Below are 23,068 nucleotides of genomic sequence, written 5' to 3'. Positions count from 1 at the left end.
CGTACATGATGCGGCCGTCGACCACGTCCAGACACAGCAGGCCCTCGGTGGTGCGCATCGGAACGCAGCGGTGCCAGGGCCCGCGAGCCCGGCCTGATCCAAATGAGAGGCCCTAGTGGCCCGCCGCCGCGGCCCTTCGGTCGTTGCGCAGTTCCGTGGCCAGTTGGGTGAGCGCCGTGTAGAGCGGGACCGTCTGGGGGACGCCCCAGCGGTGCAGATAGACGAGGAGCTGGGTGACGACGGTGTCGTACTCCACGAGGGTGGAGCTGTTCGGGGCGCTCAACGCCTCGATCTCCAGCAGGCGTTGATGGGTGGCGGCATCGAGTTTGCTCTTGAAGTTCGCCGCGTAGCGGCCGACGCCCTTGCTCGGGTCCGTGGCGTACCGCAACTTGGAGGCGAAGAGGTCCTTCTGGTCGTCGGTGAGCGTCCCGTCGCCGGCCAGGAGTCCCCGCAGGTCGTCGACCCGGGCCTTGCGCTCCTTGGCCAGCGCCGTGATCTCGGCGTCGGAGAGGTTCTGCCGCAACAGCAGCAGGATCTGCGTGTTGTCGAAGCTCTCGCCGGCGTCCACATGGGTGAGTTCATGGGCCAGCGAGCCGAGCCGCCCCGTGGCGCCCTCCGGCTGCGCCATCATGTGCCTGAGGGTGTACTTCTCGGCGACTCCCGGCTCCGACAGCTTCGTTCCCGGCAGGCCGGTCGTGAAGTTGACGATGCCGCGGTTCGCCAGCAGATCGCCGAGGGTGTCCCGGGTGACCTGCGGAGCGCCGGGGTCCGCCTGGATCCCGGCCAGCAGATCGAGATCGTCCCCGACGAGGGTGCTCTTCTCGGCGTCCGACAGCGTGTTGACGGCCTGGAGCAGCGGTGTCTGGAGATGGACGTTGGCCTTGGCCAGCTCGCTGTCGAAGTCCAGGTGCGCGGCCTGGACGCGCTGGAGGACGGCCTCCTGCGCGGTGAGCAGCGCGCGCGCCTTCGCCAGCGGGTTCGCGAGGCCCACGGCGTTCGCGAGCTGCCGGAAGATCGCGGCCTCGGGCCGGCATTCGTCGAGCAGCTCCTGAACGACCTGCCCGTGCCGGCGCGATTTCGACTGGGTGAGGTAGCCCTCGGCGGCCTGGACGAGGTTCTCCAGCCGATCGGCCCTGGCCGCGAAGTCGTCGGCCCCCGCCCCGCCCCCATGGCACTCGGCGAGGGCCCGCTCGACCAGGTCGATGGACGAGCCGCGTTTCTGGAAGGTGCCGACGGTGGTGCGCCCCTGGAAATCGTCGACCGACATCAGCCGGGCCACGGTCAGCCCCGCGCCGGCGTGCGCCACCGCGCCCGGCGCCCGGTCCGGGCCGTCGGCCACCGCCTCGGACGCCCCGTCGGTTGTCACCCGCCGGGCGACCCGCTCGGCCTCCCGCTCGAACCGGTCCGACGGATCGCTGACGGCGAGCCCGCCCCCGGTGTCCGTCCCGGCGACCGGGCCGCGCCGCTGCTGCACGACATGCGTCAGCTCATGGGCGAGCACGGTGCGGCCCGCCGCGGACGCGGGGTCGTAGCGGCCCTCGCGGAAGACGATGTGCGAGCCGGAGGTGTACGCCTCGGCGGAGACGGCGGCCGCGGACTCGTGCGCCGCCCGGCCGGTGTGCACCCGCACATCGGAGAAGTCCGAGCCCAGCCGGGCCTCCATGTCGCCGCGCACCGAGTCCTCCAGGGGCCGGCCGGGGGAGCGCAGCACCCCGCGCACCGCGGCGGACTGCTGTTCGGCCCCCTCGGACCGCTCCGCCCCGGCGCGGCCCAGCAGCTCGCCGACCGCCGCGTTGCCGATCAGCCGTTGCAGCGCGGCCACCGCGTCCGGCCGTGGCGCGCCCGCCGGAACGGGCCGCTGAGCCTCCGCCGCGCGCGCCGTGGTGTGCCGGGGCCGCGAGCCCGTCGCCGTGGGATCCTCGTGTCGCTTCCGGTGCTCGTGCACAACTCTCCTCACCACGCCGAGACCTGCCCCACCCTTTTGGTGTACGACAGGGACGCTTCCCTCGAACAGGGCGAAACGGGCAACGCTCGGGCAGCGCCACTGCCCGGCCGGTCATGGGCGACACGGTGGTCAGGTGGTGCGCAGCGGCACCGGCAGATGGTCCCAGAGGTTGACGTGGGACAGCCGCCAGCGGCCGTCGGACCAGTCGAGCGCGGTGATCCCGCAGTGGTAGAGCGTGAGGTGGAACGTGTCGGACTCCGCGACCACCCGGACGACCGTGCCGATCAGGCCGCCATGGGTCACCGCGAGCACCGGCCGCCCCGACTCCTGCGCACATCGGGTGAGTTCGGCCAGAGCGGCGCGCGCCTGGGCACGGAAGTCCAGATAGCGCTCGGACAGGAGTCTGCCTCGGCGCCGGGCGAACGGGGCGGTGGACGAGGGGAGTTCTGGGGAGAGAGGGAAGTCGGCCTCCGTGAGCGTGTGTTGGGCCCGGGCCGGGAGCCCGAGCGGTGCGCATACGTACTCGGCCGTCTCGCGGGCCTGCGTCAGCGGGCTGGTCACCACGCTGCCCACGGTCAGCGAGGTGTCGCCGTCGAGCCGCGCGTCGCCCGCGAGCCACTTCGCCAGATGCCCGGCCTGGGTGTGCCCGAGCGGGCTGAGCGGAGCGTCCCGGCGGCGCCCCGCGGCCACCTGTGCCTGACCGTGCCGTACCAGATAGATCTTCACCGGGCGTCCTCCACGAGCGGCTCCCGGCCGGCCCCGGATCCCGCCGTCTCCCCGCTGCGACCCGGCATGAGGGGCTTGCTCCCGGACACGATCCGGCCGAGCCAGAACCCGGCGAACTGGCTGGTCACGATGGACAGCAGCACCAGCGAGGTGAAGAAGTTCTCGTTGATGACGTGCGCGCCGAACGCCACGGAGGCGAGCACGATGCCCGGACCGCCACGCGCGTTCATCGCGACCGCGAGGTTCCTGGCCGCCGCCGAGGACTCACCCGCCAGCCGGGCCCCGAGCCAGACACTGGCCGACTTCACCAGGCAGGCCAGCGCCAGGAACCAGCAGAAGAACACCGGGTCGAAATGGCGCACCAGATCCAGCTTGATGCCGACGATCGCGAAGTAGACCGGCACGAAGAAACCCAGCGAGACCTGGCGCAGCGTCTCCTGGGACCGCTCCGCCTGCGCCCCCGACGCGCCCGCCACGCACATGCCCGCCACCAGCGCCCCGAAGATCGGGTCGATGCCGAGCCCGCCGCATGCCGCGCACAGCAGGAAGACGACGACCAGCCGGAACGCGAGGGGGCTGCGCCGCTCCAGCACATTGGCCCGCGAGCGTGACAGCCGTACGAAGAGCCTCGGCCCGAGCCACAGGGACAGCGCCAGGAACAGCAGCGGTACGACGGTGAAGTAGGCGACGGTGGGCGCCAGTTCGTCCGAGCCGTACGACGCCCACAGCCCGTAGGCGTCGGCGCCGCGGGCCTGCGCCATGCCGAGGACGATGGCGAGGACGACGTAGAGCAGGATGTCCTCGATCACGGCCACGGCCAGCACGATCCGTGCGAACAGGGTCCGCAGGATGCCGAGGTCCAGCATGATGCGGGAGATGACGGGCACGCTGGTGACCGCGACGGCCATGCCGAAGACGAGCGCGAGGGCGGCCGGCGAGCCATTGGGCCCGGCCAGGTCGCCGGTGTGCACGGCGGAGGCGACGGCCAGCCCGAAGGCGAACGGCAGGGCGAGACCCGAGATCGCGGCGTAGGTGATGGTCCGCTGGCCCCCGGTCTCGCGCCGGGCTCGCAGCTCGGCGCCGGTCAGGTACACCAGCAGCAGCATGCCGAGCTGGTAGAAGGCGCCCAGCACGGACGCGGTGGCGCCCCCGGCCGGGAACAGCCAGTGCCAGGCCCCGGGCGCGAACTCGCCGAGGACCGTCGGGCCGAGCACCAGACCGCCGGCGATCTCGCCGATGACCTGGGGCTGGCGCAGGCGCGCGAACAGATGGCCGCCGAGATGGGCGGCGGTGAGCAGGACGATGAGCGCGAGGAGGAGATGGGCGACCTCAGCGGCTTCGAGAGACACGGCTCCTCCCCCCTTCCGGGTACGTGCGCAAGCGTGCGGAAACCACGGGTGTCCCTTCTGCTCTCTCGGTGGTGCCTAGATCGAGACCACACAGTCGTCGGAGCAGCCCGCGCCCGCGACGCTGACGATTCCCTCCCTTCCGTCGCCGAAGAACCGCGCGAACAGGCCCGCGGGGCGGCCGCCGAACAGCAGCGGTCCGAACACCGGGGCCACCTCGGTGTCGTACGGCTCGTCCACCCCGTCGGCCACCATCGCGAGCCGGCAGGTGCGCGGCGCCACGAACTCCTGCACCACGCTGGTGCCGGTCTCCGCGGCCGCCGTCACCGCCGCCGTCCAGTCGGCCCGGTCGCTCTCCCGGCCGATGAGGACCTGCCGGCCGCTCATGCCGATGCTCTCCTTGAGCACCAGCGACTCCCGGTGCGCGAGGGTGAACTCCACCAGGTCGACCTTGCGTTCGCCCCGGGTCGTCCACCGGTGGGACAGGACCCGGGTCCACGGCAGATACCGGTCGACGAGGGCGCGTTCGGCCGCGCTCATCCACGGGCGGCCCTCCGAGAGCAGGCCCATGGTCAGCTTGCTGGACAGGAAGGTGGAGGTCTGGGTGCCGACCAGGAGGCAGCCGTTGTCCAGCGCGGTCTGCACCGGCGCGGTGTCGATGCCGAGTTCGGCCCAGTCCGGGATGGTGAAGTCCCGCAGCCCCAGCCCGTAGCGCAACCGCGGCGGGCAGTCCCAGGCCTCGTGCAGATCCTCGGGCTCGAAGAACCGCGCCAGCAGGCCATGGCTGTTGAAGTGGTCGACCTGGAGGTCGAAGTAGCGGGTGAAGCCGCCCTGGTCGCGGGCGCTGCCCACCATCGCCACCCGGGGCGGCAGCCCCGACTCGGCGCACAGCTGCCGGAACATCTCCGCACGTACGGCGAACGGGTGCTGGTAGTCGAACGGCAACCGCCCCCGGGCGTCGGTGTAGAGGCGTCGCCAGACCTCCATCCGGCAGTGGAACTCCACCGGCCCGCCGAGCGCGCCGCTGACGTTGAACTCCAGGAACCGGGGCCCGTCCGGCCCGATCACGATATCGGGCCGGGCCACGCAGTCCGCGTACCGCTCCTCGGTGAACTGGTCCGCCAGGAACAGCTGTTGCTCACTGGGCGGCATGCGGTACGCGGTCAGGCGACCCTCGGTGGTGGCCGCGCTCTCCAGGGCGGTGCGCCGCACCAGGTCGAGCAGGGCCCGCGAGACGCGGAACAACTCGGCGTACGAAGCGGCGGGCAGCGCGATCGGCGCGGCCGGCAGATGCGTCTGGTACCAGTAGCCCGTGTCCCGTATCTCGTGCCGCAGCAGATCACGGAGGGTCGCCGCACCGGCCGCGGGCGCCAGCCGGTACCGGCCGAACCACGGGTGGCCCGTCACCGGCGAGGGGTCCGCCTCCAGGAGCACGGTCATCCGTCTGCCTCTCCTTTCCTTCTTCTGATCACAAGCCCCGATCACGAGGCGCGGTACACCGCTAGGGTGTGCGCGGCGCCGCCACGATTCCGGCGCCCCGCAGGCCGTACACGCACACGGGAGAAGGTCATATGACACTGCGTCAGGTGAGCGAGAACGAGTACGTCGAGGAACACGGCGGCGATTACGAGGACTTCGAGCCGGGGATGGTGATCAAGCACTGGCCCGGGCGGACCATCACCGAGTCGGACAACACCTGGCTGACGCTGCTGACGATGAACCAGCACCCGCTCCACTTCGACAAGGCGTACGGCGAAGGCGCCGAGTACGGAAAGGTGTTGGTCAACAGCGGGATCACCATCTGCCTGATCAGCGGCATGACCGTACAGGCGCTGTCCGCGCGGGCGGTGGCCAATCTCGGCTGGGACCGGGTCCGGCTGAAGGACCCGGTGTTCGTCGGCGACACCCTGTACGCGACGAGCCGCATCCTGGACAAGCGGCTCTCCAAGTCCCGGCCGGGGCAGGGGATCGTCACGGTCGAGACGACCGGACACAAGTCCACCGGGGAGACCGTCATCGTCTTCGAGCGGTCCTTCATGGTCCGCTGCCGCGAGACGGCCTGACACCACCGCCCCCCACCTCATGGCGCGGTCTCCGCGCACAGGGCGGCCGCGGCGGCCGTGTCCTCGATGGCCAGACCCACCCCGCGGAACACCGAGGTACGGCCGTCCGCCGCGCCCGCGGTGCCGCCCAGCTCGCCCAGCTCGCGCAGCGCCCCCGGGCCGATCAGCCCGCCGGCCAGCGCGGCCCGCACCTCACCGGCCTCCTCGCGCGCCGCCCGGCGCTCCTCCACCACGACCAGCGCGTCCACGAGCAGCGCCGGATCGACCTCCAGGGCGTCCTCGTGGGTGCCGCCGATCACATTGAGATGCGCGCCCGGCGCCACCCAGCCGGCCTCGACCAGCGGTTCACGCGCGCTGGTCGACGTCGTCGTACAGATGACGGCGGCGTCGGTGACGGCCTCCTTCACCGTGTCGCACACGGTCACCCGGAGCGCGCCGCCCGAGGTGTCCCGGATCTCGCGCGCGAACTCCTCGGTGCGCTCGCGGGTACGGGAGAACACCCGGACCGTGCGCAGCGGACGCACCGCCGAGACGGCCCGCACCAGGGCCCGCGCCTGCACCCCGGCGCCCAGCACGGCCAGGTCGGCGGCGTCCGCGGGCGCGCACAGCCGGGTGGCCAGCGCGGCGACCGCGCCGGTGCGGACGGCGGTCAGCTCGGCGCCGTCCAGCAGTGCGGTGATACGACCGGTCGATAGATCGGTGACCGCGACGACCCCGTGGATCAGCGGCAGGCCGCGCTCCGGGTTGCCCGGCGTCAGCGTGGTGATCTTGACGCTGCCCACGCCGTGCCGCTCCCACACGGAGGTCGCCGCGAGCAGTTCCCCGCCACGCTCGTGCGGGACGACGGTGCGCGGGGGAGAGGAGGTACGGCCGGCGGACAGGTCGGCGAAGGCCTCGGCGAGCGCGTCTACCACCCGCAGCAGCCGCTCGGTGCCCCCCATGCCCTCGGGCCCGATGAACACCGGCCCGCTCATGCGACCGGCCCCCGCGCGCTCAGCTCCGCGACCACGTCCCCGATCAGGTCCTCCTGCCCGGCGATGGCCTGCCGTCTGCCGAGCTCGAAGAACACGTCCCGGGGATCGACGCCCGCCCCCCGGGCCTGTTCGAGGACCTGGTGCTTGAACCCGGAGAAGACCCCGGCGAGTCCGCTGACGATGCTCAGCGAATCGGTCACGGGGGGCGCCGGCATCAGGGCGCGCTCGGCGAACTCGGCGGCGTCCAGCAGCGCGTACAGGTCGATACCGGTGGTGAACCCGGTGCGCTCCAACACCGGCACCAGCACTTCGAGTTGGGTGTTGCCCGCGCCCGCGCCGAAGCCGCGCGCACAGCCGTCGATGATCCCCGCGCCCGCCCGGGCGGCCGCGACCGAGTTCGCCACGGCCATGCCGAGGTTGTCGTGCCCGTGGAAGATCACCGGTACCTCGACGGCGGCCCGGATCGCGCCGATCCGCTCGCTGACGTCGTCCGGCAGGAAGTGCCCTGCGGAGTCCATGATGCCGACCGCGCGCGCCCCGTGGCCGACGGCGCGGGCCGCGTGCTCGGCGAGCTCGTCCGGAGAGGCCATATGGCTCATCATCAGCACGCAGTGCGCCTCGGCACCCTGCTCCGCGAGAAAACCCAAGTGGCGCTCGGCCAGGGAGCTTTCGGTGCAGTGCACACCGATCCGCACCACGTCGGCACCCTGCTTCAGGGCCCTGCGCAGATCGTCGGAGGTGCCCCAGCCGGGCAGCAGGAACACCCCCATCCGGCTGTGCTGGAGGGCCTCGCGCACCGTGGCCAGCATCAGATCGTCGGGTACGGCGGCGCGGCCGACCTGGAGGGAGGAGGCGCCGAGCCCATTGCCGTGCCCCACCTCCACCACCGGGATCCCCGCGGCGTCGGCGGCGGCCGCGTAGCCGCGCAGCGCCTCCATGCCGAGTTGATGGCGCACCGCGTGCTGGCCGTCGCGCAAGGTGGGGTCATGGATCACCACCGCGGTCACCGGCTCACCCCCCGCCGGGCGGCCGGGGCGAGCCGGACCGCGTGCTGCTCGGCGACCAGGACCGCGGCCGCGTCGATGAGGTCCAGGTTTCCCGCGTAGGCGGGCAACACCTCGCTGTCGGCCATCACTTCGAGGGTGGCGACGATCAGCTCGCCGCGCACCTCGCAGCCCCGGACCCGGTAGCCGGGCGCGAACTCCCGTACCCGCGCGGCCGCTTCGTCCACCACGGCCCGTACCGTGCCGGGGTCGGCCCCGGGCGCCAGCGCGTGCACCGTGGTACGGAAGGTCGCGGGCGGCGCCGCCGGGCTGATGTTGAGGATCGCCTTGGTGTCGCCCACGCCGGTGAACGCGGTCAGCGCCTGCTGGGTCGTCGCCACGTACTCGTCCAGGTTGAGCCGGGTCGCCCGGCCCGCGACGCTGGAGGCGACGGTCGAGACGACCTCGAAATAGCGCACGTCGAACCGTTCGGCGAGGGCGTGCGCGACCGGGACCGACGCCTGGCCGCCGCAGCTGATCAGGCTGACGTCGCCCTCGGGCGGCGCGTGCACACCGGTCACGGTCGGCACCACCATCTGCCCGATCTTGCTCGGCGTCAGATCGATCAGCAGTGTGTCGAACGACCGCAGCAGCCGCCGGTGTTCGGCGTGCGCCCGTGCGTTGGTGGCGTCGAAGACCACGTCGAAGGGCCGGGGCGCGGCGAGGATCGCGCCGATCCCGTCCGCGCTGGTCGGACAGCCGAGCCCGGCGGCGCGCCGCATCCCGGCCGACTCCGGATCGCGCCCCGCCACCAGCGCGCAGTCCAGCACGGCCGAACGACGGATCTTGGAGACCAGGTCCTGTCCGATGGAGCCGGTGCCGATCACGGCGACGGAGATCCCCGGCACGGTGTGCGGCGTTCTGTCGTCGGTTACGCTCATCGCGCTGCCTCCGGGTCCGAGGGCAGCGGATCGGCGGATCTCGGCTCCGTCGCGGTCGAGCCCGCCGCGATCGGCTCCGCCGCGCGCGAGTCCGCCGCACGCGAGTCCGTGGCCTGTGCGTCCGCGGCTCCCGCACCGGGGGCCCCCGCGTCCGTCGGCGCGAACCGGGCGTTCCACGCGTCCCCGCGCTCCACCGTCATCCGCGCCCGGCGGGCGAACGGCGGTCCGACCATGGCGCCGTCCAGCAGGGCCACTCCGCCGTCCGCCGCGCGGACCGCCTCGGTGACCCGGCGGGCGTGGCGCAGCTCCGCCGCATCGGGACGCAACGCCCGGTTGATCGTGGCGAGTTCGCCGGGATGGACCGCCACCTTGCCGTGGAAGCCCAGCTCCCGCACCCGCTCGATCTCCTCGGCCAGCACCTCGGGCGCGTCGAGCCGGAAGTTGGCGGTGTCGACACAGGCCGTGCCGTACCGCGCGCAGGCGAGGGCCATCGCCTGGCGGGTGGCGAGCAGACCGGCCCAGGTGATCTCGACGCCCAGGGTCGCGGCCAGATCGGCGGAGCCGAGGATCAGCCCGTCGGCGGCCTCGGCGATGGCGTCCACGGCACGGGCGCCGGCCGGGGTCTCCAGCGTCACATAGATCTCCGGGTGCGCCCCGGCCGTGGCGAGGACCTCCCGCAGCAGCCGTACCTCGACGGGCGAGTCCACCATGGTCATCACGACGATGCCGGGGCGGACCGGCGACTCGGCCAGCATCAGCAGGTCGCGTACGGCGTCCAGGGTGCCCAGCGGATTGATCCGCACCGCGGTGTTGGCCGGGGCCGGCGCCTTCTCCAGCGCCGTCCGGCACACCTCGCGCGCCGCCGCCTTGGCGGGCGGTGGCACGGCGTCCTCCAGGTCGATCAGATGCACATCGGCGTCGTACGACCATGCCTTGACGACCAGGTCGAGGGAGAGCGCGGGCGTGTACAGGATGCTGCGCGGCAGCGCCCGGGTGGCGTCGGTCATCGTGCCGCCTCCCCGGGCGCGGGTATCGCGGGGGAGGCACCGACCTCGGTGAGGACCGCGCACAGCCCCCGGACCTGCTCCTCGGTCTGGCCCGCGCGCATCATCACCCGCAGCCCCGCCGTGCCGCGCGCGACGATCGGGAAGAACACCGGGGAGACATAGAACCCGGCCTCGAAGACCCGCCGTCCGGCCTCGATCACCGTCTCGTCGCTCATCGGCACCAGCCGGATCGGATAGGTGCTGCCGGTCTGCTCGGTGTGCACCAGGGAGTCGAACAGCTCGATGTTGCGGTACAACCGGTCCTGAAGCGTGGTCAGTTCCGGCGTGCGGTGGATCTCGGCGGAGGCGAGGCCCGCGCCGACCGCGGCCGTGTTCAGCAGCTGCGAGTAGTTCAGTGCGCCGCCGAAACGCTCGATGACCCGCAGCGTCTCCTTCTCGTACCCGTCGAGCACGATGGCCGCGCCGCTGGTGCCGAACGCCTTGTTCAGGGTGACCACCACGATGGTGCGCTCGTCCAGCACCGGGCTGTGCGTGCGCACGTACCCGACGCCGCGCTCGCCGTACGCCGACAGCGAGTGGGAGTCGTCGTAGTAGACCAGCAGGCCGTACTTGTCCTGGAGTTCGGCCAGCTCCTTGACCGGTGCGTAGCCGCCCAGGCTGTCGCTGCCGTCGCAGACGTAGGCCACCCGCGCGTACTTCCGGCACGCGTCCTCGATGAAGTCCAGGTCGTGGTGGGGCGAGGTGACGACCTCGGTCTCGTCGGCGCAGACCGGCTTGAGGTTCGACATCGAGATATGGGCGTTCTTGTCGAAGACCATCAACGGCCGGGTGCCATTGCCCAGATGGCCGGAGGCGATCAGCGGCAGCAGCCCGAACGTGGCCGTGCTGGCCGCGATGGAGCACACCACATGCGCGCCGAACAGCTCGCCGAGGGAGTCCTCCAGCTCCAGCATCGCGGGGATCTGCACCCGGCTGCGCGCGATGCAGTGGTCCAGGACGCCGTAGCGGCGCATCGCGTCGAGGCCGCCCTCGATCACCTTCGGGTGGGAGTCGAGATCGAGGTAGGAGCAGCAGCTGAAGTTGATGAACTCATGCCCGTCCGGGACGAATTCATGTCCGGCGGTGGTCCGCAGCACCCCGGAGTCCAGGTCGGCCACGAGGCCGGCCAGGCCGTTGCGCTCCGACATGTCCCAGAACTCGTTGCCGATGCCGATGAGTTTGTCGTTGTTGCGGTACCGGTGGGTGGGGGTGATGCTGATGCGCTCGGTCATGACGCCGCCTGTGCCGGTTCGTAGTTGTAGACGCCCTTGAGCTTGCGGAAGACCGCGGTGTAGACCGCCACCCCGAGCACGTACGGACGGCGCAGGATCTTGGGGTCGCGCAGCCAGAAGTTCACATTGATGTTCATCGCGTCCAGCGACTCCGCCTGGTGCCACCAGCCCAGCGGCAGATAGAGCATCTGCCCCGGTTCCAGGACGACTTCACGGCGCCGGGCGAGCTTGGCCGCGATCCTCGGGAAGCGCGCCGGGTCCACGTCGTCGAAGTCGAAGACCTGTGACTTGTCGCCGAACCCCTGCTTCAGCGAGCGCGGGTAGTACGCGCGCGAGCCCGGCGGCGCCATGACGAACCGTTTGCGGCCCTCCAGGGCGATGTTGAAGTTCTCCAGCTCGTCGAAGTGGCTCTGGGTGAAGACCCCGCGATGGCTGATCCACAGATTGGCCGCGTTGAGGGCGCGCCGGTAGTCGAACAGCCTTCCCGCGTCGAAGCCGAGGATCCGGTTGACGTCACCGGGCCGGTCGCGGATGTTGGACACGACACGGTTCCAGGTGCTCGCGTCGTTCTGGTACGTGTCGTCGGCGAAGAACTCGGCGAGCCGGATCTCCCTGGTGGTCCAGCGTTCGGGGTTCTTCTTGTCGCTGGGCTCGGTGAACAGGGTCACCGGCAGCTCCCCGAGCAGCTCGGCCACCCCCTCCTTGCCCATGCCCTCGGTGCCGCCGGGCAGGGTGATCACCACGGGGACGTCCGCACGGATCAGGGCGTCCCGTCCAAAGGCCATGAACTCGTCGAACGACAGCCGGGGTACGGGCAGGCCGCCGAGGCCGCTCTTCGCCGGGACAGGCTGGCTTGCGTCCACAACTCTTCCCTCTCCGCTCATTGTTCCTGCACCGCCCATTCCGCGGCGGGCTCCGCCGCGGGCCGCTCACCGCGCAGCGCCGGCTGCCCCAGCACCGCCAGCGCCAGGGCGAAGAGTCCGCCGCCGACACCCGCCCAGGCCCCCGCCGCGGACCCGAAGGAGTCGGCCAGCCTGCCGCCCGCCGCCGTACCCGTGGCGATGCTGAGGGCACCGGCACTGGTGAGCCACGAGAATCCCTCGGACAACGCGCCCTTGGGACAGACCGATTCGAGAAGCGTGCTGCCCGCGATCAGCCCCGGCGAGATCGCCACCCCCGCGAGGACCGCGAGGAAACCCATCACGAGGGAGGAGGGGGCGAAGGCCAGGGGGAGCACGCCCAGGGTGAGCACACTGCATGTGACGGTCAGCAGACGGGCCTGGGACAGACGCCAGTTGACGGCTCCGTAGACGGCGCCCGCGATCAGGCTGCCCACCGAGATCAGGGCCAGGAACACACCGCCGAGCCCGGGCGCGTGCTGCTCCTTGGCGAACGCGATCATCGTGACGTCGACCGCGCCGAACTGGAAGCCCATCCCGGCGTAGCAGAGCATCAGGATCCATACGCCGGGCACCTTGATGGCGCGCTCGGTGCTCCGTCCCGTCGACCCCTGCGGGGCCGGCTCGGAGCGCCGGTGCAGCGCGACGGCCACGGACCCGGCCAGCGTCAGCAGGCCGCAGGCGACAAGGCCGGCCGCCGGGTGCACGGCCGACGCCAGCACGGTGACCACGAGCGGTCCGAGCAGGAAGATCGTGTCGTCCAGAATGGACTCCATGGCGTACGCCGTGCGCAGCACGTCCGCCTCGACCATCGCCGCCCAGCGCGCCCGCATGAACGAGGTGAACGACACCGAGGTGCAGCCGGTGGCCACCGCCGCCAGGATCATCAGCACCAGCGGGGCCTTCAGCGTGATCGCGAGGAGCAGCAGCGTCATGCCCGCGAGATGCGTGACACCCGCGGTCAGCAGCACCCGGCGCTGGCTGATCCGGTCGGCGGTGCGTCCGAGCAGCGGGCTGACCACGCCCTGGGCGAGCAGCATGGCGGCCGCGACCGTGCCCGCCTCGGCCATGGAGCCGGTCATCGCGGAGACCAGCATCAGAATGCTGATGGACCGCATCGCGATCGGGGCCCGGCCGACCACGCCCCACAGGGCCAGGGGCGCGGCGCCGGGTAACCGGAGCAGTCTCAGATAGGAACCGAACCCCGAATGCGACCCCGAAACCGCTGCGGACACAGCACTCCTGTCGGCATGAAATAGGCCATGTAGAAAGCTCTGGCAAATTCGGGTCGGAAACTCGGTTCCGCCACATGTCGGGAAACTAAACGCTTCCCCGCCGACCGTGCCGATCTGGTGCGCCCCCGCCCGCTGCCGTGCCGTGGTGATAGTAGGGTGATCACCGCGGGGTGTCAACGGCTTATATTTGTGGCATGAGTTGGGAAATGTGACTCCGGTGCCGGGACACGGATCCGGCTGTTCCGGACTTCCTGTGCGACGGTGATTTATTTCCCCATACGATGACGGTCGACCGCAGGTGAACGGGCGGTCCCGACCGAATCGACGCAGGAGGAAAACGTGACCGAGCGGACGTCCGGCGCACCAGTCAAACAGCGGAAGAACGGCCTCGACCGCAAGATCAGCGATGAACTCGCCACGAACATGAACGAGGGCTGGGACGACACCGAGCGCGACGACCTGAAGCCGATAGCGCAGGCCGCCCACACCGCCCGCCGGCGCGCCGAGCTGTCCGCCCGCTTCCCCGGGGAGCGCCTGGTGATCCCGGCCGGCCGGCTCAAGGTCCGGGCCAACGACACCTACTACCGCTTCCGGCCCTCCTCCGACTACGCGTATCTCACCGGCGACCAGACCGAGAACGGCGTGCTGGTCCTGGAGCCCCGCGAGGACGGCGGCCACACCGCCACCGCGTATGTGCTGCCCCGATCCGACCGGGAGAACGGGGAGTTCTGGCTCTCCGCCCGTGGCGAACTGTGGGACGGCCGTCGCCACAGCCTCGGCGAGAACGCCCAACTCCTCGGCCTGCCCTGCGCGGACGTCCGCCCCCTGCCGGACGCGCTGCGCGAGACCACCGGAGCGGTGCGGGTGCTGCGCGGGCACGACACGGTGATCGAGGACGCGCTCACCGACAAGGTGACCGCCGAACGCGACGAGGAACTGCGGGTGTTCCTCTCCGAGATGCGCCGGATCAAGGACGACTTCGAGATCGCCGACCTGCGCTTCGCCTGCGAGGCGACGGCGCGCGGCTTCGAGGATGTCGTACGGGTCCTCGACAAGGCGCAGGCCACGTCGGAGCGCTATATCGAGGGCACCTTCTTCCTGCGCGCCCGCGTCGAGGGCAACGACGTCGGCTACGCCTCGATCTGCGCCTCCGGCCCGCACGCCACCACCATCCACTGGGTGCGCAACGACGGCCCGGTGCGCCCGGGAGACCTGCTGCTGCTCGACGCCGGCGTGGAGACGAGGAACCTCTACACGGCCGACATCACCCGCACCCTGCCGGTCAGCGGACGCTTCACCCCGCTCCAGCGCAAGATCTACGACGCGGTGTACGAGGCCCAGGAGGCCGGTATCGCGGTGGTCAGGCCCGGTGCCGGGTATCGCGAGTACCACTTGGAGGCGCAGCGGGTGCTCGCCGAACACCTCGTCTCCTGGGGCCTGTTGGGCGACCTCTCGGTGGACAAGGTCCTCGAACTCGGCCTCCAGCGCCGCTGGACGATGCACGGCACGGGCCACATGCTCGGCATCGACGTCCACGACTGCGCCGCGGCCCGTACCGAGATGTACGTCGAGGGCACGCTGGAGCCCGGCATGGTCCTCACCGTCGAACCGGGCCTCTACTTCCAGGCAGACGACCTCACCGTGCCCGAGGAGTACCGGGGCATCGGCGTGCGCATCGAGGACGACATCCTCGTCACAGAATCCGGCAACGAGAACCTCTCCGTCTCCCTCCCTCGCCGCTCGGAGGAGGTCGAGGCCTGGATGTCGAGCCTCGGATCCTGACCCGGAGGAGCCGGAGGGCCGCCGCGCGTGCCCGGGGCCGAGTGGGCGGGTCCCTGCGGGGCGTGCGCGGTGGGGGCGGCCCGGTCCTTGAGCGCGGGTGCGGGGGGCCGGTCGGCGGCAGGGGCGGGCCGATGCCTCTGTCCGTACCGCCGCGCCTCCCACCCGTCGTGGGCGGAACGCTGCTTCCCCTGCCGGCGCCGGTCCCGGGCGGGCTACCGAGCCTCGTGCCACTCCCGGGTACACTGCCGAGCCCGCTCCCCGCCCCGAACGGTCACGGTGCCGTGACGCCCGCCCCCGCCCCTGGCTGGGCGGCTTGCCGGGACCTGGTCGGCCAGCAGCCCGCACGCGGTACGCCGACGGTTCGCTGGAGGCCATGTCGCCGGGGCGCGCGCCGTCCATCGGCCGTGCGCCAGGCAGTGTGTGACCGGCGCCTGTCTCGTGTACCGACTGTCCTGCGAGTCGTTTGAGCCGTCCCGGAGAGGTACCGGGGTCGGTGCGATAGCGGCGGGCGCGGATCGACGGCCGGCCGCAAGGCTTCGTACGCCTGAGCCCCGCACCTGCCGCGGACTGGCCGCAAAAGCCCGCCCTACCGGCGCGCTCGCCGCATACCCACCCTCCCATCGGCCGCGTGCGACCCCCCGAGAGTGCCCCGGAACCCGTACGGGCGGGCCGCCCACCGCCCACCGACCGGTCGCCGGAGTTCGTGCCGCACACCGTCCGCTCGCCCGGATCTCTGTCGTACGTCGGTCGCGTGCCGAGGCTCACGCTCGGGGCTGCCCGATCGCCGTCGTCCAGACTCCGCGCGGGCCGGTCGCCGGAGTTCGTGCTGCACACCGTCTGCTCGCCCGGATCTCTGTCGTTCGTCGGCTGCGTGCCGAGGCCCAGGCCCCGTGCCGTCCGATCGTCGCCGCCTGTGCCGCGCCCGGGCCGGTCGCCGGGGTTGGGGCCGCGCGTCAGCCGCTCCCCACGATCTCTGTTGTATGTCGGTCGCGTGCCGAGGCTCACGCTCGGGGCTGCCCGATCGCCGTCGTCCAGACTCCGCGCGGGCCGGTCGCCGGAGTTTGTGCCGTACACCGTCTGCTCGCCCGGATCTCTGTCGTACGTCGGCTGCGTGCCGAGGCCCAGGCCCCGTGCCGCCCGATCGTCACCGCCTGTACCGCGCCCGGGCCGGTCGCCGAGGTTCGTGCCGCGCGTCAGCCGCTCCCCATGGTCCCTGCCATACGTCGGCCACGCGCCACCGCCCACGCCCCGCGCCGCCCGAGCGCCACCGCCCACGCCCCGTCCCGGCCGCTCGCCAGAGCCCGTGGCGTGGGTCGGCCGCTCGCCCGGGCCCCCGTCCCGTGGCGGCCACACGTCAAGGTCCGCGCTTCCGGCCCCCGGCACCTGCGGACACGCCCCCTCGGCGTCAGCTGGATTGCGCATAGTGGGCTGCCAGCAGGCGGGGCGTCTGGTGGTGGTAGAGGTCGGCCAGGCGCGCCGAGGGGAGGCCGGAGGCGCGGAGGGTGGTGATGAGGCGGGTGGCGAGGAGGGAGTTGCCGCCGAGGTCGAAGAAGTTGTCGTCCAGGCCCGCCGTGCGGCCCGTCGCCCTGTCCCAGCAGCTCAGTACCAGGGCCTGGGTGTCGTCCGCCGGGGTCTCGGTCCGGCCGGACCCGGGGGCGGGGAGCGCGGCCACGTCGAGCTTTCCGTTGGCGGTGAGCGGCATCGCGGGTAACGGGGTGAGCGTGGCCGGCAGCATGTAGTCGGGCAGGGTCGCCGCCAGTCCCCGCCGGACCTCCTCGGCGTCCCAGGGACCCGCGTCCGGAGCGGGCACGACATACGCGTCCAGCCGGTCGAAGGCACGGTCCTCCGGTACCGGCCGGCCGACCACCACCGCCGCGGCGAGCACCTCCGGCCGCGCCAGCAGTACGGCCCTGATCTCACCCAGCTCGACCCGATATCCCCGGAGTTTGACCTGCTGGTCGAGACGGCCCAGATGCTCCAGGGACCCGTCCGGCAGCATCCGCCCCCGGTCCCCGCTGAGATAGATCCGCTCCCCGCTCACCGGATCGGCGACGAAGCGCCGCGCGGTCAGCTCCGCCCGGTCGACGTACCCGAGGGCGACCCCCGCCCCGCCCACCGCGATCTCCCCAGACGCCCCCGGCGGGAGGGGCCGTTGACGTGCGTCGACCACCCGAACCGACCAGCCGGGCAGCGCGGGCCCCACCGACCGGGACCCGGCGGCCACCAGCTCCCCGGTGATCTCCTGCGCCGTCACATGCACGGTCGTCTCCGTGATGCCGTACATGTTCACCAACCGGCACACGGCGGCCGGACGTATCGCCAGCCAGCGTCCCAGGCCCGCCGTGTCCAGGGTCTCCCCGCCGAACACCACCAGCCGGAGCGCGAGTTCGGTGCGCTCCCGGCACTCCAGCTCCACCAGCTGCATGAAACTGGACGGCGTCTGGTTCAGCACCGTCACCCGCTGCTCGGCCAGCAGCGCGCGGAACTCCTCGGGTGCGCGCCGTACGGACTCGGGTACGACGACCAGCTGCCCGCCCGTCAGCAGGCAGCCCCAGATCTCCCACACGGAGAAGTCGAACGCCACGGAGTGGAACCAGCTCCACACGTCCCCGGCACCGAACCCGAAGGACGGGGCGGTCGCCGCCACCAGGCTGAGCACGCTCCGGTGCGCCACCTCGACGCCCTTGGGCCGGCCGGTCGAGCCGGAGGTGAAGATGATGTACGCCGGATCCTCCGCGCCGCCGGGCACCGTGTCCGGCACGGCCACCGGGGCGTCCCCGAGCCGTCGCGCGGTGACCGAGGGCAGCCCGAGGCGTCGTACCCGCTCGGTGTCCTCGGTGAGGACCAGCGCGAGGCCGCAGTCCTTCGCCATGAACGCGAGCCGCTCATCGGGCACATGGGGGTCGATCGGTACGTAAACGGCGCCGGACTTGAGTACGGCCAGCAGCGCGGCGATCGCCCCCGCCGAACGGTCGAGCAGCACCCCCACCCGGCTGCCCCGCACCGCACCCGCCGCCCGCAGCCGGCCGTCGATCTCGTCGGCCCACGCGTCCAGTTCCCGGTAGCGGACGTCCGTGTCCGCGTCCGTCACCGCCACGGCGTCGGGAGTGCGCCGCGCCTGCGCGCCGAACGCGGCGTGGATGCCCGCCGGGAGGTCCGCGGAAAGCTCCGCGCCCCTGCCCAGCGCGACGAACTCCCGCTCCGCGTCGTGCCCTTGGAGTGGGAGGTCCGTGATCGTCCGGTGCTGCCCGGCCGGGTCTGTGAGCAACTGCCGCAGATGGCTCACGCTGAAGCTCAGGCGCTCCACCAGCCACCCGGGTACGGCACCTGGACCCGCGCTCACCACCGTCCGGCCGCCGTCGGGGTTCCGCGTCACCGTGAGGGACGGGCCCGCCGCTTCGTCCCCGACGGCTTCCACCAGAAGCCGGGCGGGAACGTCCGCGCCCGCCGGTGCCGTGACCTTCTCCCAGTGCCGCAGCAGCGCTTCCCGGTACTCGGCGACGCTGGTCCCCGCAGCCGCGCGGACCTCCACCGCCTGGTAGTCACCCAGGCTCACCCGGACGTCGACGTCCTCCTGTCCGGCGAAGCGGGAGACCGCGAGCACGCCGGCCGCCAGTACGTCCTGCGGTGGATCGACGGGGGCGCCGGCCTCGGCGTTCGACGACTGCTGTGCACGCATCCGCTTCAACTCCCAACGTCCTTCCGGCTGGTGTCATCCGCGCGGCGGGGCCGCGACGCGTGGATCAGGCGCGGTCGCCGACTTCCTTCTCCAGATGGGCCATCAACGGACCCCACTGCTCGGTGAGATACATATGGCCGCCGGGCAGCTCGAAGCCGTCGACCCGGGCCGTCGTGAAGTCCCGCCAGCGGGCCGCCGATCCGGCGCTCACCAGCGCGTCGTGCGCACCGCGCACGGTGACGACGGAGCACGAGAGTGGAGGGCCCGCGGGGGGCTCGTACGACTCGTGGGCGGTCACGTCCGCGCGCAGGGCGGGCAGGATCAGCTCACGCAGTTCGGGGTCCTCGGGGATGGACCCCGACTCCCCGGCGTTCAGCGCGACCTGGCGCAGCAGGCCCTCGTCGGACAGATCGGCCGCGCGGGTCCAGGGGATCTCCCCTGGCGCGGCCGAGCCGCTGGCGAACAGCACCAACTCCGCGTCTCCGTCCTTGAGTTCCAGGAGCCGGGCCAGCTCATAGGCGACGATCGCGCCGAAGCAGTGGCCGAAGAGGACGATCCGGCGCCGCCCGGCCACCGCCGCGCGCACGGCGGGCAGCACGGCGCGGGCGAGTCCCGGAATGCTGTCGACGGGTTCTTCGAACAGCAGCTTCTCCTTTCCCGGGAGATCGATCGGCACCACGTCGAAGACGGACGACGCCCCGCTCCAGGGCGCGAAGAAACTGGGGCCGCCACCGGCCGCCGGAAAGCAGAGCAGGATCTCCGAACGGGAACCGTCCATGCGTGATCAACCTTCCGAAGGGCTGAACGTGTCGAGGTAGAGACGCAATTCGGCTTTCAGCGCGGCGATGATGTTCTCCTCGCGGCGGAATCCGTGTCCTTCGCCCGCGAAAAGGAGATGGGTGTGCACCAGGTCCGGGTTCTTGATACGGGCCAGGAAACGGTCGCACTGGGTCGCCGGGCAGACCGGGTCCTCGGCCCCGTGGAAGAGCGCGAACGGCGTGGTGACACGCTCGGCGTGATGGATCGGGGAGCGTTCGGCGAAGCGTTCCGGCAACTCGTCCGGGCGGCCGATCAGCCCCTCCACGTACCGCGATTCAAAGTCGTGCGTCTCACCCGTGACCGTGGCCGCCGCGTCGAGCAGCGGATAGTAGATCGCCGCACACGCGTAGCGGCCCCCGGCCAGCGGGGAGGCGAGGGACGCGGCGGCGGTCCAGCCCCCGGCGCTGCCACCGCGGATCGCCACCCGTGCGGGGTCGGCGAGGCCCTCCGCGACGAGCGCCGAGACGACGTCCGCGCAGTCCTGGACATCGCCGACTCCCCACTGCTCGCGGAGCCGTTCGCGATAGGCGCGGCCGTATCCGGTGGAGCCGCTGTGGTCGACGGCCACGACGCCGATGCCCCGTGAGGCGAAGTACGCGATCTGGAGGTCGAGGGCTTTCGGTGTGCGCGCGGTCGGACCGCCGTGCACCCACACCACGAACGGCGTCTTCTCGCCCTCGGGTCCGGTGAATCGGGGGTTGCGGGGACGGTAGAGACAGGCCTGGATGTCCCGTCCGTCGGCGCCCTCGAAGGTGCGCGGCTCGGGCAGCGGGCAGTAGTCCGGGTCGAGCGCCTCGCCGGGGGAGTCGGTGAGCGCCTTCGCGGCCAGGGTGCGGGCCGAGGTCTCCACGATCTCGTAGCCGGAGGCGGGTCCCGCCGCCACACCGACGACCCGGTCCCCGCGCACCGCGAGCGTCGGCGCCCACTCGGTCCAGGGGCCCTCGACATCCGTCAGCGTGCCGGTCGCCGGGTCGAGGATGCCGAGGGCGAGCCGGCCGTGCCCGTGCAGACAGGCGATCCGGCCGTCGGGCAGCACCCGGAACCATTCCATGCCCACCTGCCACAGCGCCCCGGCGAACTCCTCGCGCGCCGGGTGCAGTTCGTTGGCGCGCCCGGTGGTGGCGTCCACGCGGTGCAGGTTCCACCAGCCGCTGCGGTCGGTGGCGACGATCAGTTCGTCGGGGGAGTACCACTCGACCTGGGCGATCGACTCACGGGACGCGGCGACGCGCCCGTCCCCGCGCCCACCGCCGTCCCCGCGCCCATCGCCGCCCCCGTCCTCGTCGCGCTCCGAGGTGAGCGTCAGTGTCCGCCGCTCGCGCAAGCCCCCGCCGGCGTCGATCCGCGCGAGGTGCAACCGTGTCGCGTCCCACGGCATGTCGGGGTGGTCCCACGACAGCCACGCGGCCCGCCCACCGTCCGGCGACAGCACCACCCCGGTGAGGAACCGCGGCCCGTCGTCGGTCAGTTCCCTGATTCTGCCGCGATCCCCGGCGGCCGATCCGTCCAGCGGTACGGCGGCCAGGACGCGCCGGACGTCCCCCGGTCGCGGGCCGGTGTGCTCCTCCAGCACGCACCAGACCTCATCGCCGCCGGGTCCGACTCGTGGTGCGCACCAGCGCAGTTGACGACCCTCGCCGGATGCCCCCGAGGGGGTCAGCGCGCGGGGCGCCCCGTCCTCGTCCGGGGCGTAGGCGTACAGCCGCTGGTCGGGGTGGTGCGTGAACACGACCAGCGGGCCCCCGGACGCCCGCTCCTGACCGGTCCAGGGGCGGCCGCCGTACTCGTGCACGCTGTTGCGGACGTTCCAGGGCGCGGGCAGCACATCGTGCTGCCGCCCGTCGCGCAGGCACAACAGGGCCTGCCGGCCGCCCTCGCTCGGCCGCAGCTCGGTCCACCACACCTCGTCCCCCACACAACGGAGCCATTCGGCCCGGCCGGGGTGCGAGGCGGCCGCCTCCTCGGTGACGGGGGAGGACCAGGTCCCGTAGGGGGCCGGGTGCGGGGGGCGGATCATGGTGAACCCTTCGTCGGCGGTCGCGAAGTCAGCCTTCGCACCAGATGGCGCTGCGGTCATGGAATTGCTGGTCGCGGTCGTGGCAGCAGACGTCCTTCTTCCGCGCCAGCAGATGGGTGCCCGCCCGGGGGTCGTCGCTGTCGTGCAGACCGCAGGACGCGAGCAGTTCCCGGACCTCCCCGCACCGCTCCGGACCCGCGAGGAGGACGGCGCCGTGCGGCACGATCAGGTCGGACAGCGCACCGATCAGCCGGGCGGCGGGCACCGAGTCCAGCTGGGGGCAGGCCGGTTCGACATAGGCGCCGGGGAAGCGCCGATGACCGCCGAGGCGTGCCGGGTCCGCGCCGAGCACGTCCTGCGCGCGCACACCGAGCACGGCGATCCCGCGCCGGTCGAGCGCCGCGCCGAGCGCCTCGGCCACCTCGCCGACCGCGAGCACACAGGGTGCGATACCCGGGTTGGCCTGGGCGGACATCGAGGCGAACAGGGCGAACTTGTGGAAGGCGAGGGCGAGCGGGCCGGTCCCCGGTGCGGGCGCGGGCTCAGTCTGCTGAGGGTTCACCGATCTCCTTCAGGAAGTCCAGGACCGCGGCGGCGATCGTGGCGGAGTGGCCGGTCGGCACATGCGCGGCGCCGTCGATCTCCAGGTAGCGCGCGTCCGGGATGGTCTCGACCGCGCGCCGGAGCAGCGCCGGCGGAAACATGCGGTCCCACTCGGAGGCGACCACCAGGGCCGGTACGGACAGCTCGGCGAGTTCGGTCAGATGGTCCTCGGCGGCCCACTCCAGGGTCGCCGCGGTCTGCCCGACCACCCCGGCACCGGCCGGACCCGCGATGATCTCGGCGGTCAGCTCCCGCGCCTCGGCCACCGCGCGCGCGTCGTGCCAGCGCGTGGGCGGGACCAGCCCGTCCGCCGCCAGCCAGCGCAGCGCGGCCGGGGGCGGGGCGTCCAGTGCGTACAGCTCGGCCGTGGCTTCGAGGACCGGTACGGCGGCGGGGGAGAGGTCGCCGCAGCCCTGGAGGAAGGTGACGGAGCGGACCAGGTCGGGGCGGCGCAGGGCCACCGCCTGGGTGACGAGACCGCCGAGCGACGACCCGATCATATGAAAGGGGCCCAGGTCGAGGTGTTCCATCAGGCCGACGGTGTCCGCGACCAGGTCCTCCACCGTGTACGGCGCGGGGGGCACCGCCGAGGGTGGCATGCCCCGGTTGTCGAAGACGACGGTACGGTAGCCGGCCGCCAGCAGCGCGGGCACGGTCTGCATCTCCCAGACGACCGAGGACTGACCGGACCCGGCGACATGGAGCACCGGGGCGCCCCGGTCGCCGTCGACCGCGTACGAGAGATCCGTTCCGTTGATCCTGGCCAGTGGCACGGCGG

At 72.2% G+C, this 23,068-nt stretch carries 18 protein-coding genes; 2 read left to right on the top strand and 16 right to left on the bottom strand.

Annotated features, from left to right (window positions below; genetic code table 11):
- Window positions 1-112: 112 nt before the first annotated feature.
- From HEP81_RS06445 to HEP81_RS06430, 4 genes are all read right to left on the bottom strand, one after another.
- Window positions 113-1,945: an eCIS core domain-containing protein gene (locus HEP81_RS06445; protein ID WP_051850120.1), complete on the bottom strand. Its 1,833-nt coding sequence runs from the start codon at window positions 1,943-1,945 to the stop codon at window positions 113-115.
- Between the two features lie 129 nt (window positions 1,946-2,074).
- Window positions 2,075-2,671, bottom strand: coding sequence for a histidine phosphatase family protein (locus tag HEP81_RS06440; RefSeq protein ID WP_037654859.1), 597 nt, complete (start codon window positions 2,669-2,671; stop codon window positions 2,075-2,077).
- Window positions 2,668-4,020 carry a cation:proton antiporter gene (locus HEP81_RS06435; RefSeq protein WP_063755221.1) on the bottom strand — a complete coding sequence of 451 codons (1,353 nt, stop codon included), beginning with the start codon at window positions 4,018-4,020 and terminating at the stop codon, window positions 2,668-2,670. Before HEP81_RS06435 ends, HEP81_RS06440 begins: the two co-directional genes overlap by 4 nt.
- A 75-nt stretch (window positions 4,021-4,095) precedes the next feature.
- Window positions 4,096-5,457 carry a hypothetical protein gene (locus HEP81_RS06430; RefSeq protein ID WP_051850121.1) on the bottom strand — a complete coding sequence of 454 codons (1,362 nt, stop codon included), beginning with the start codon at window positions 5,455-5,457 and terminating at the stop codon, window positions 4,096-4,098.
- A 131-nt stretch (window positions 5,458-5,588) separates the two neighbouring features.
- On the opposite strand from HEP81_RS06430, the gene HEP81_RS06425 reads away from it, so the two are divergent.
- Window positions 5,589-6,080, top strand: coding sequence for a MaoC family dehydratase (locus tag HEP81_RS06425; protein WP_037654861.1), 492 nt, complete (start codon window positions 5,589-5,591; stop codon window positions 6,078-6,080).
- A gap of 17 nt (window positions 6,081-6,097) precedes the next feature.
- Here the strand turns inward: HEP81_RS06425 and HEP81_RS06420 are convergent, their stop codons facing one another.
- The 7 genes from HEP81_RS06420 to HEP81_RS06390 all read right to left on the bottom strand — a co-directional run bounded on the left by HEP81_RS06420 (window position 6,098) and on the right by HEP81_RS06390 (window position 13,390).
- On the bottom strand, window positions 6,098-7,054 hold the full coding sequence (locus HEP81_RS06420; protein WP_037654862.1) for an ornithine cyclodeaminase family protein: 957 nt from the start codon (window positions 7,052-7,054) through the stop codon (window positions 6,098-6,100).
- On the bottom strand, window positions 7,051-8,061 hold the full coding sequence (gene dmpG, locus HEP81_RS06415; RefSeq protein WP_037654864.1) for a 4-hydroxy-2-oxovalerate aldolase: 1,011 nt from the start codon (window positions 8,059-8,061) through the stop codon (window positions 7,051-7,053). The genes HEP81_RS06420 and dmpG overlap by 4 nt, the downstream gene beginning before the upstream one ends.
- Window positions 8,058-8,978, bottom strand: a complete 921-nt coding sequence (locus HEP81_RS06410; protein ID WP_037654865.1) for an acetaldehyde dehydrogenase (acetylating) — start codon at window positions 8,976-8,978, stop codon at window positions 8,058-8,060. Before HEP81_RS06410 ends, dmpG begins: the two co-directional genes overlap by 4 nt.
- Complete coding sequence (locus HEP81_RS06405) at window positions 8,975-9,985, bottom strand: HpcH/HpaI aldolase/citrate lyase family protein (protein ID WP_078967323.1); 1,011 nt, start codon at window positions 9,983-9,985, stop codon at window positions 8,975-8,977. Before HEP81_RS06405 ends, HEP81_RS06410 begins: the two co-directional genes overlap by 4 nt.
- The gene (locus HEP81_RS06400; RefSeq protein WP_037654867.1) at window positions 9,982-11,256 is read right to left on the bottom strand and encodes an 8-amino-7-oxononanoate synthase family protein; all 1,275 of its coding nucleotides are present in this window, start codon (window positions 11,254-11,256) and stop codon (window positions 9,982-9,984) included. The genes HEP81_RS06405 and HEP81_RS06400 overlap by 4 nt, the downstream gene beginning before the upstream one ends.
- The gene (locus HEP81_RS06395; protein WP_243279784.1) at window positions 11,253-12,074 is read right to left on the bottom strand and encodes a cupin-like domain-containing protein; all 822 of its coding nucleotides are present in this window, start codon (window positions 12,072-12,074) and stop codon (window positions 11,253-11,255) included. Before HEP81_RS06395 ends, HEP81_RS06400 begins: the two co-directional genes overlap by 4 nt.
- Window positions 12,075-12,136: 62 nt before the next feature.
- The gene (locus HEP81_RS06390) at window positions 12,137-13,390 is read right to left on the bottom strand and encodes an MFS transporter (protein ID WP_243279300.1); all 1,254 of its coding nucleotides are present in this window, start codon (window positions 13,388-13,390) and stop codon (window positions 12,137-12,139) included.
- Window positions 13,391-13,729: 339 nt separating this feature from the next.
- Here HEP81_RS06390 and HEP81_RS06385 point away from each other — a divergent pair, with 339 nt between their 5' ends.
- Window positions 13,730-15,172, top strand: a complete 1,443-nt coding sequence (locus HEP81_RS06385) for an aminopeptidase P family protein (RefSeq protein WP_037654870.1) — start codon at window positions 13,730-13,732, stop codon at window positions 15,170-15,172.
- A gap of 1,405 nt (window positions 15,173-16,577) precedes the next feature.
- Here HEP81_RS06385 and HEP81_RS06380 read toward each other — a convergent pair.
- The 5 genes from HEP81_RS06380 to HEP81_RS06360 form a co-directional block, all read right to left on the bottom strand.
- Window positions 16,578-18,851: a non-ribosomal peptide synthetase gene (locus HEP81_RS06380; protein ID WP_051850122.1), complete on the bottom strand. Its 2,274-nt coding sequence runs from the start codon at window positions 18,849-18,851 to the stop codon at window positions 16,578-16,580.
- A gap of 64 nt (window positions 18,852-18,915) precedes the next feature.
- Complete coding sequence (locus HEP81_RS06375; protein WP_037654872.1) at window positions 18,916-19,629, bottom strand: thioesterase II family protein; 714 nt, start codon at window positions 19,627-19,629, stop codon at window positions 18,916-18,918.
- A 6-nt stretch (window positions 19,630-19,635) separates the two neighbouring features.
- Window positions 19,636-21,687 (bottom strand): S9 family peptidase, encoded by a 2,052-nt coding sequence (locus HEP81_RS06370; RefSeq protein WP_037654873.1) that lies wholly within the window; start codon window positions 21,685-21,687, stop codon window positions 19,636-19,638.
- Window positions 21,688-21,715: 28 nt separating this feature from the next.
- Window positions 21,716-22,249, bottom strand: coding sequence for a hypothetical protein (locus tag HEP81_RS06365; RefSeq protein ID WP_037654876.1), 534 nt, complete (start codon window positions 22,247-22,249; stop codon window positions 21,716-21,718).
- Window positions 22,230-23,063 carry an alpha/beta fold hydrolase gene (locus tag HEP81_RS06360; protein ID WP_051850123.1) on the bottom strand — a complete coding sequence of 278 codons (834 nt, stop codon included), beginning with the start codon at window positions 23,061-23,063 and terminating at the stop codon, window positions 22,230-22,232. The genes HEP81_RS06365 and HEP81_RS06360 overlap by 20 nt, the downstream gene beginning before the upstream one ends.
- Window positions 23,064-23,068 lie beyond the last annotated feature (5 nt).

It is taken from the genome of Streptomyces griseofuscus, from assembly GCF_014673495.1.
GTDB lineage: Bacteria > Actinomycetota > Actinomycetes > Streptomycetales > Streptomycetaceae > Streptomyces > Streptomyces murinus.
The sequence above is the reverse complement of the archived record's forward strand: the minus strand, read 5'-3'. Positions and strand labels throughout refer to the sequence as shown.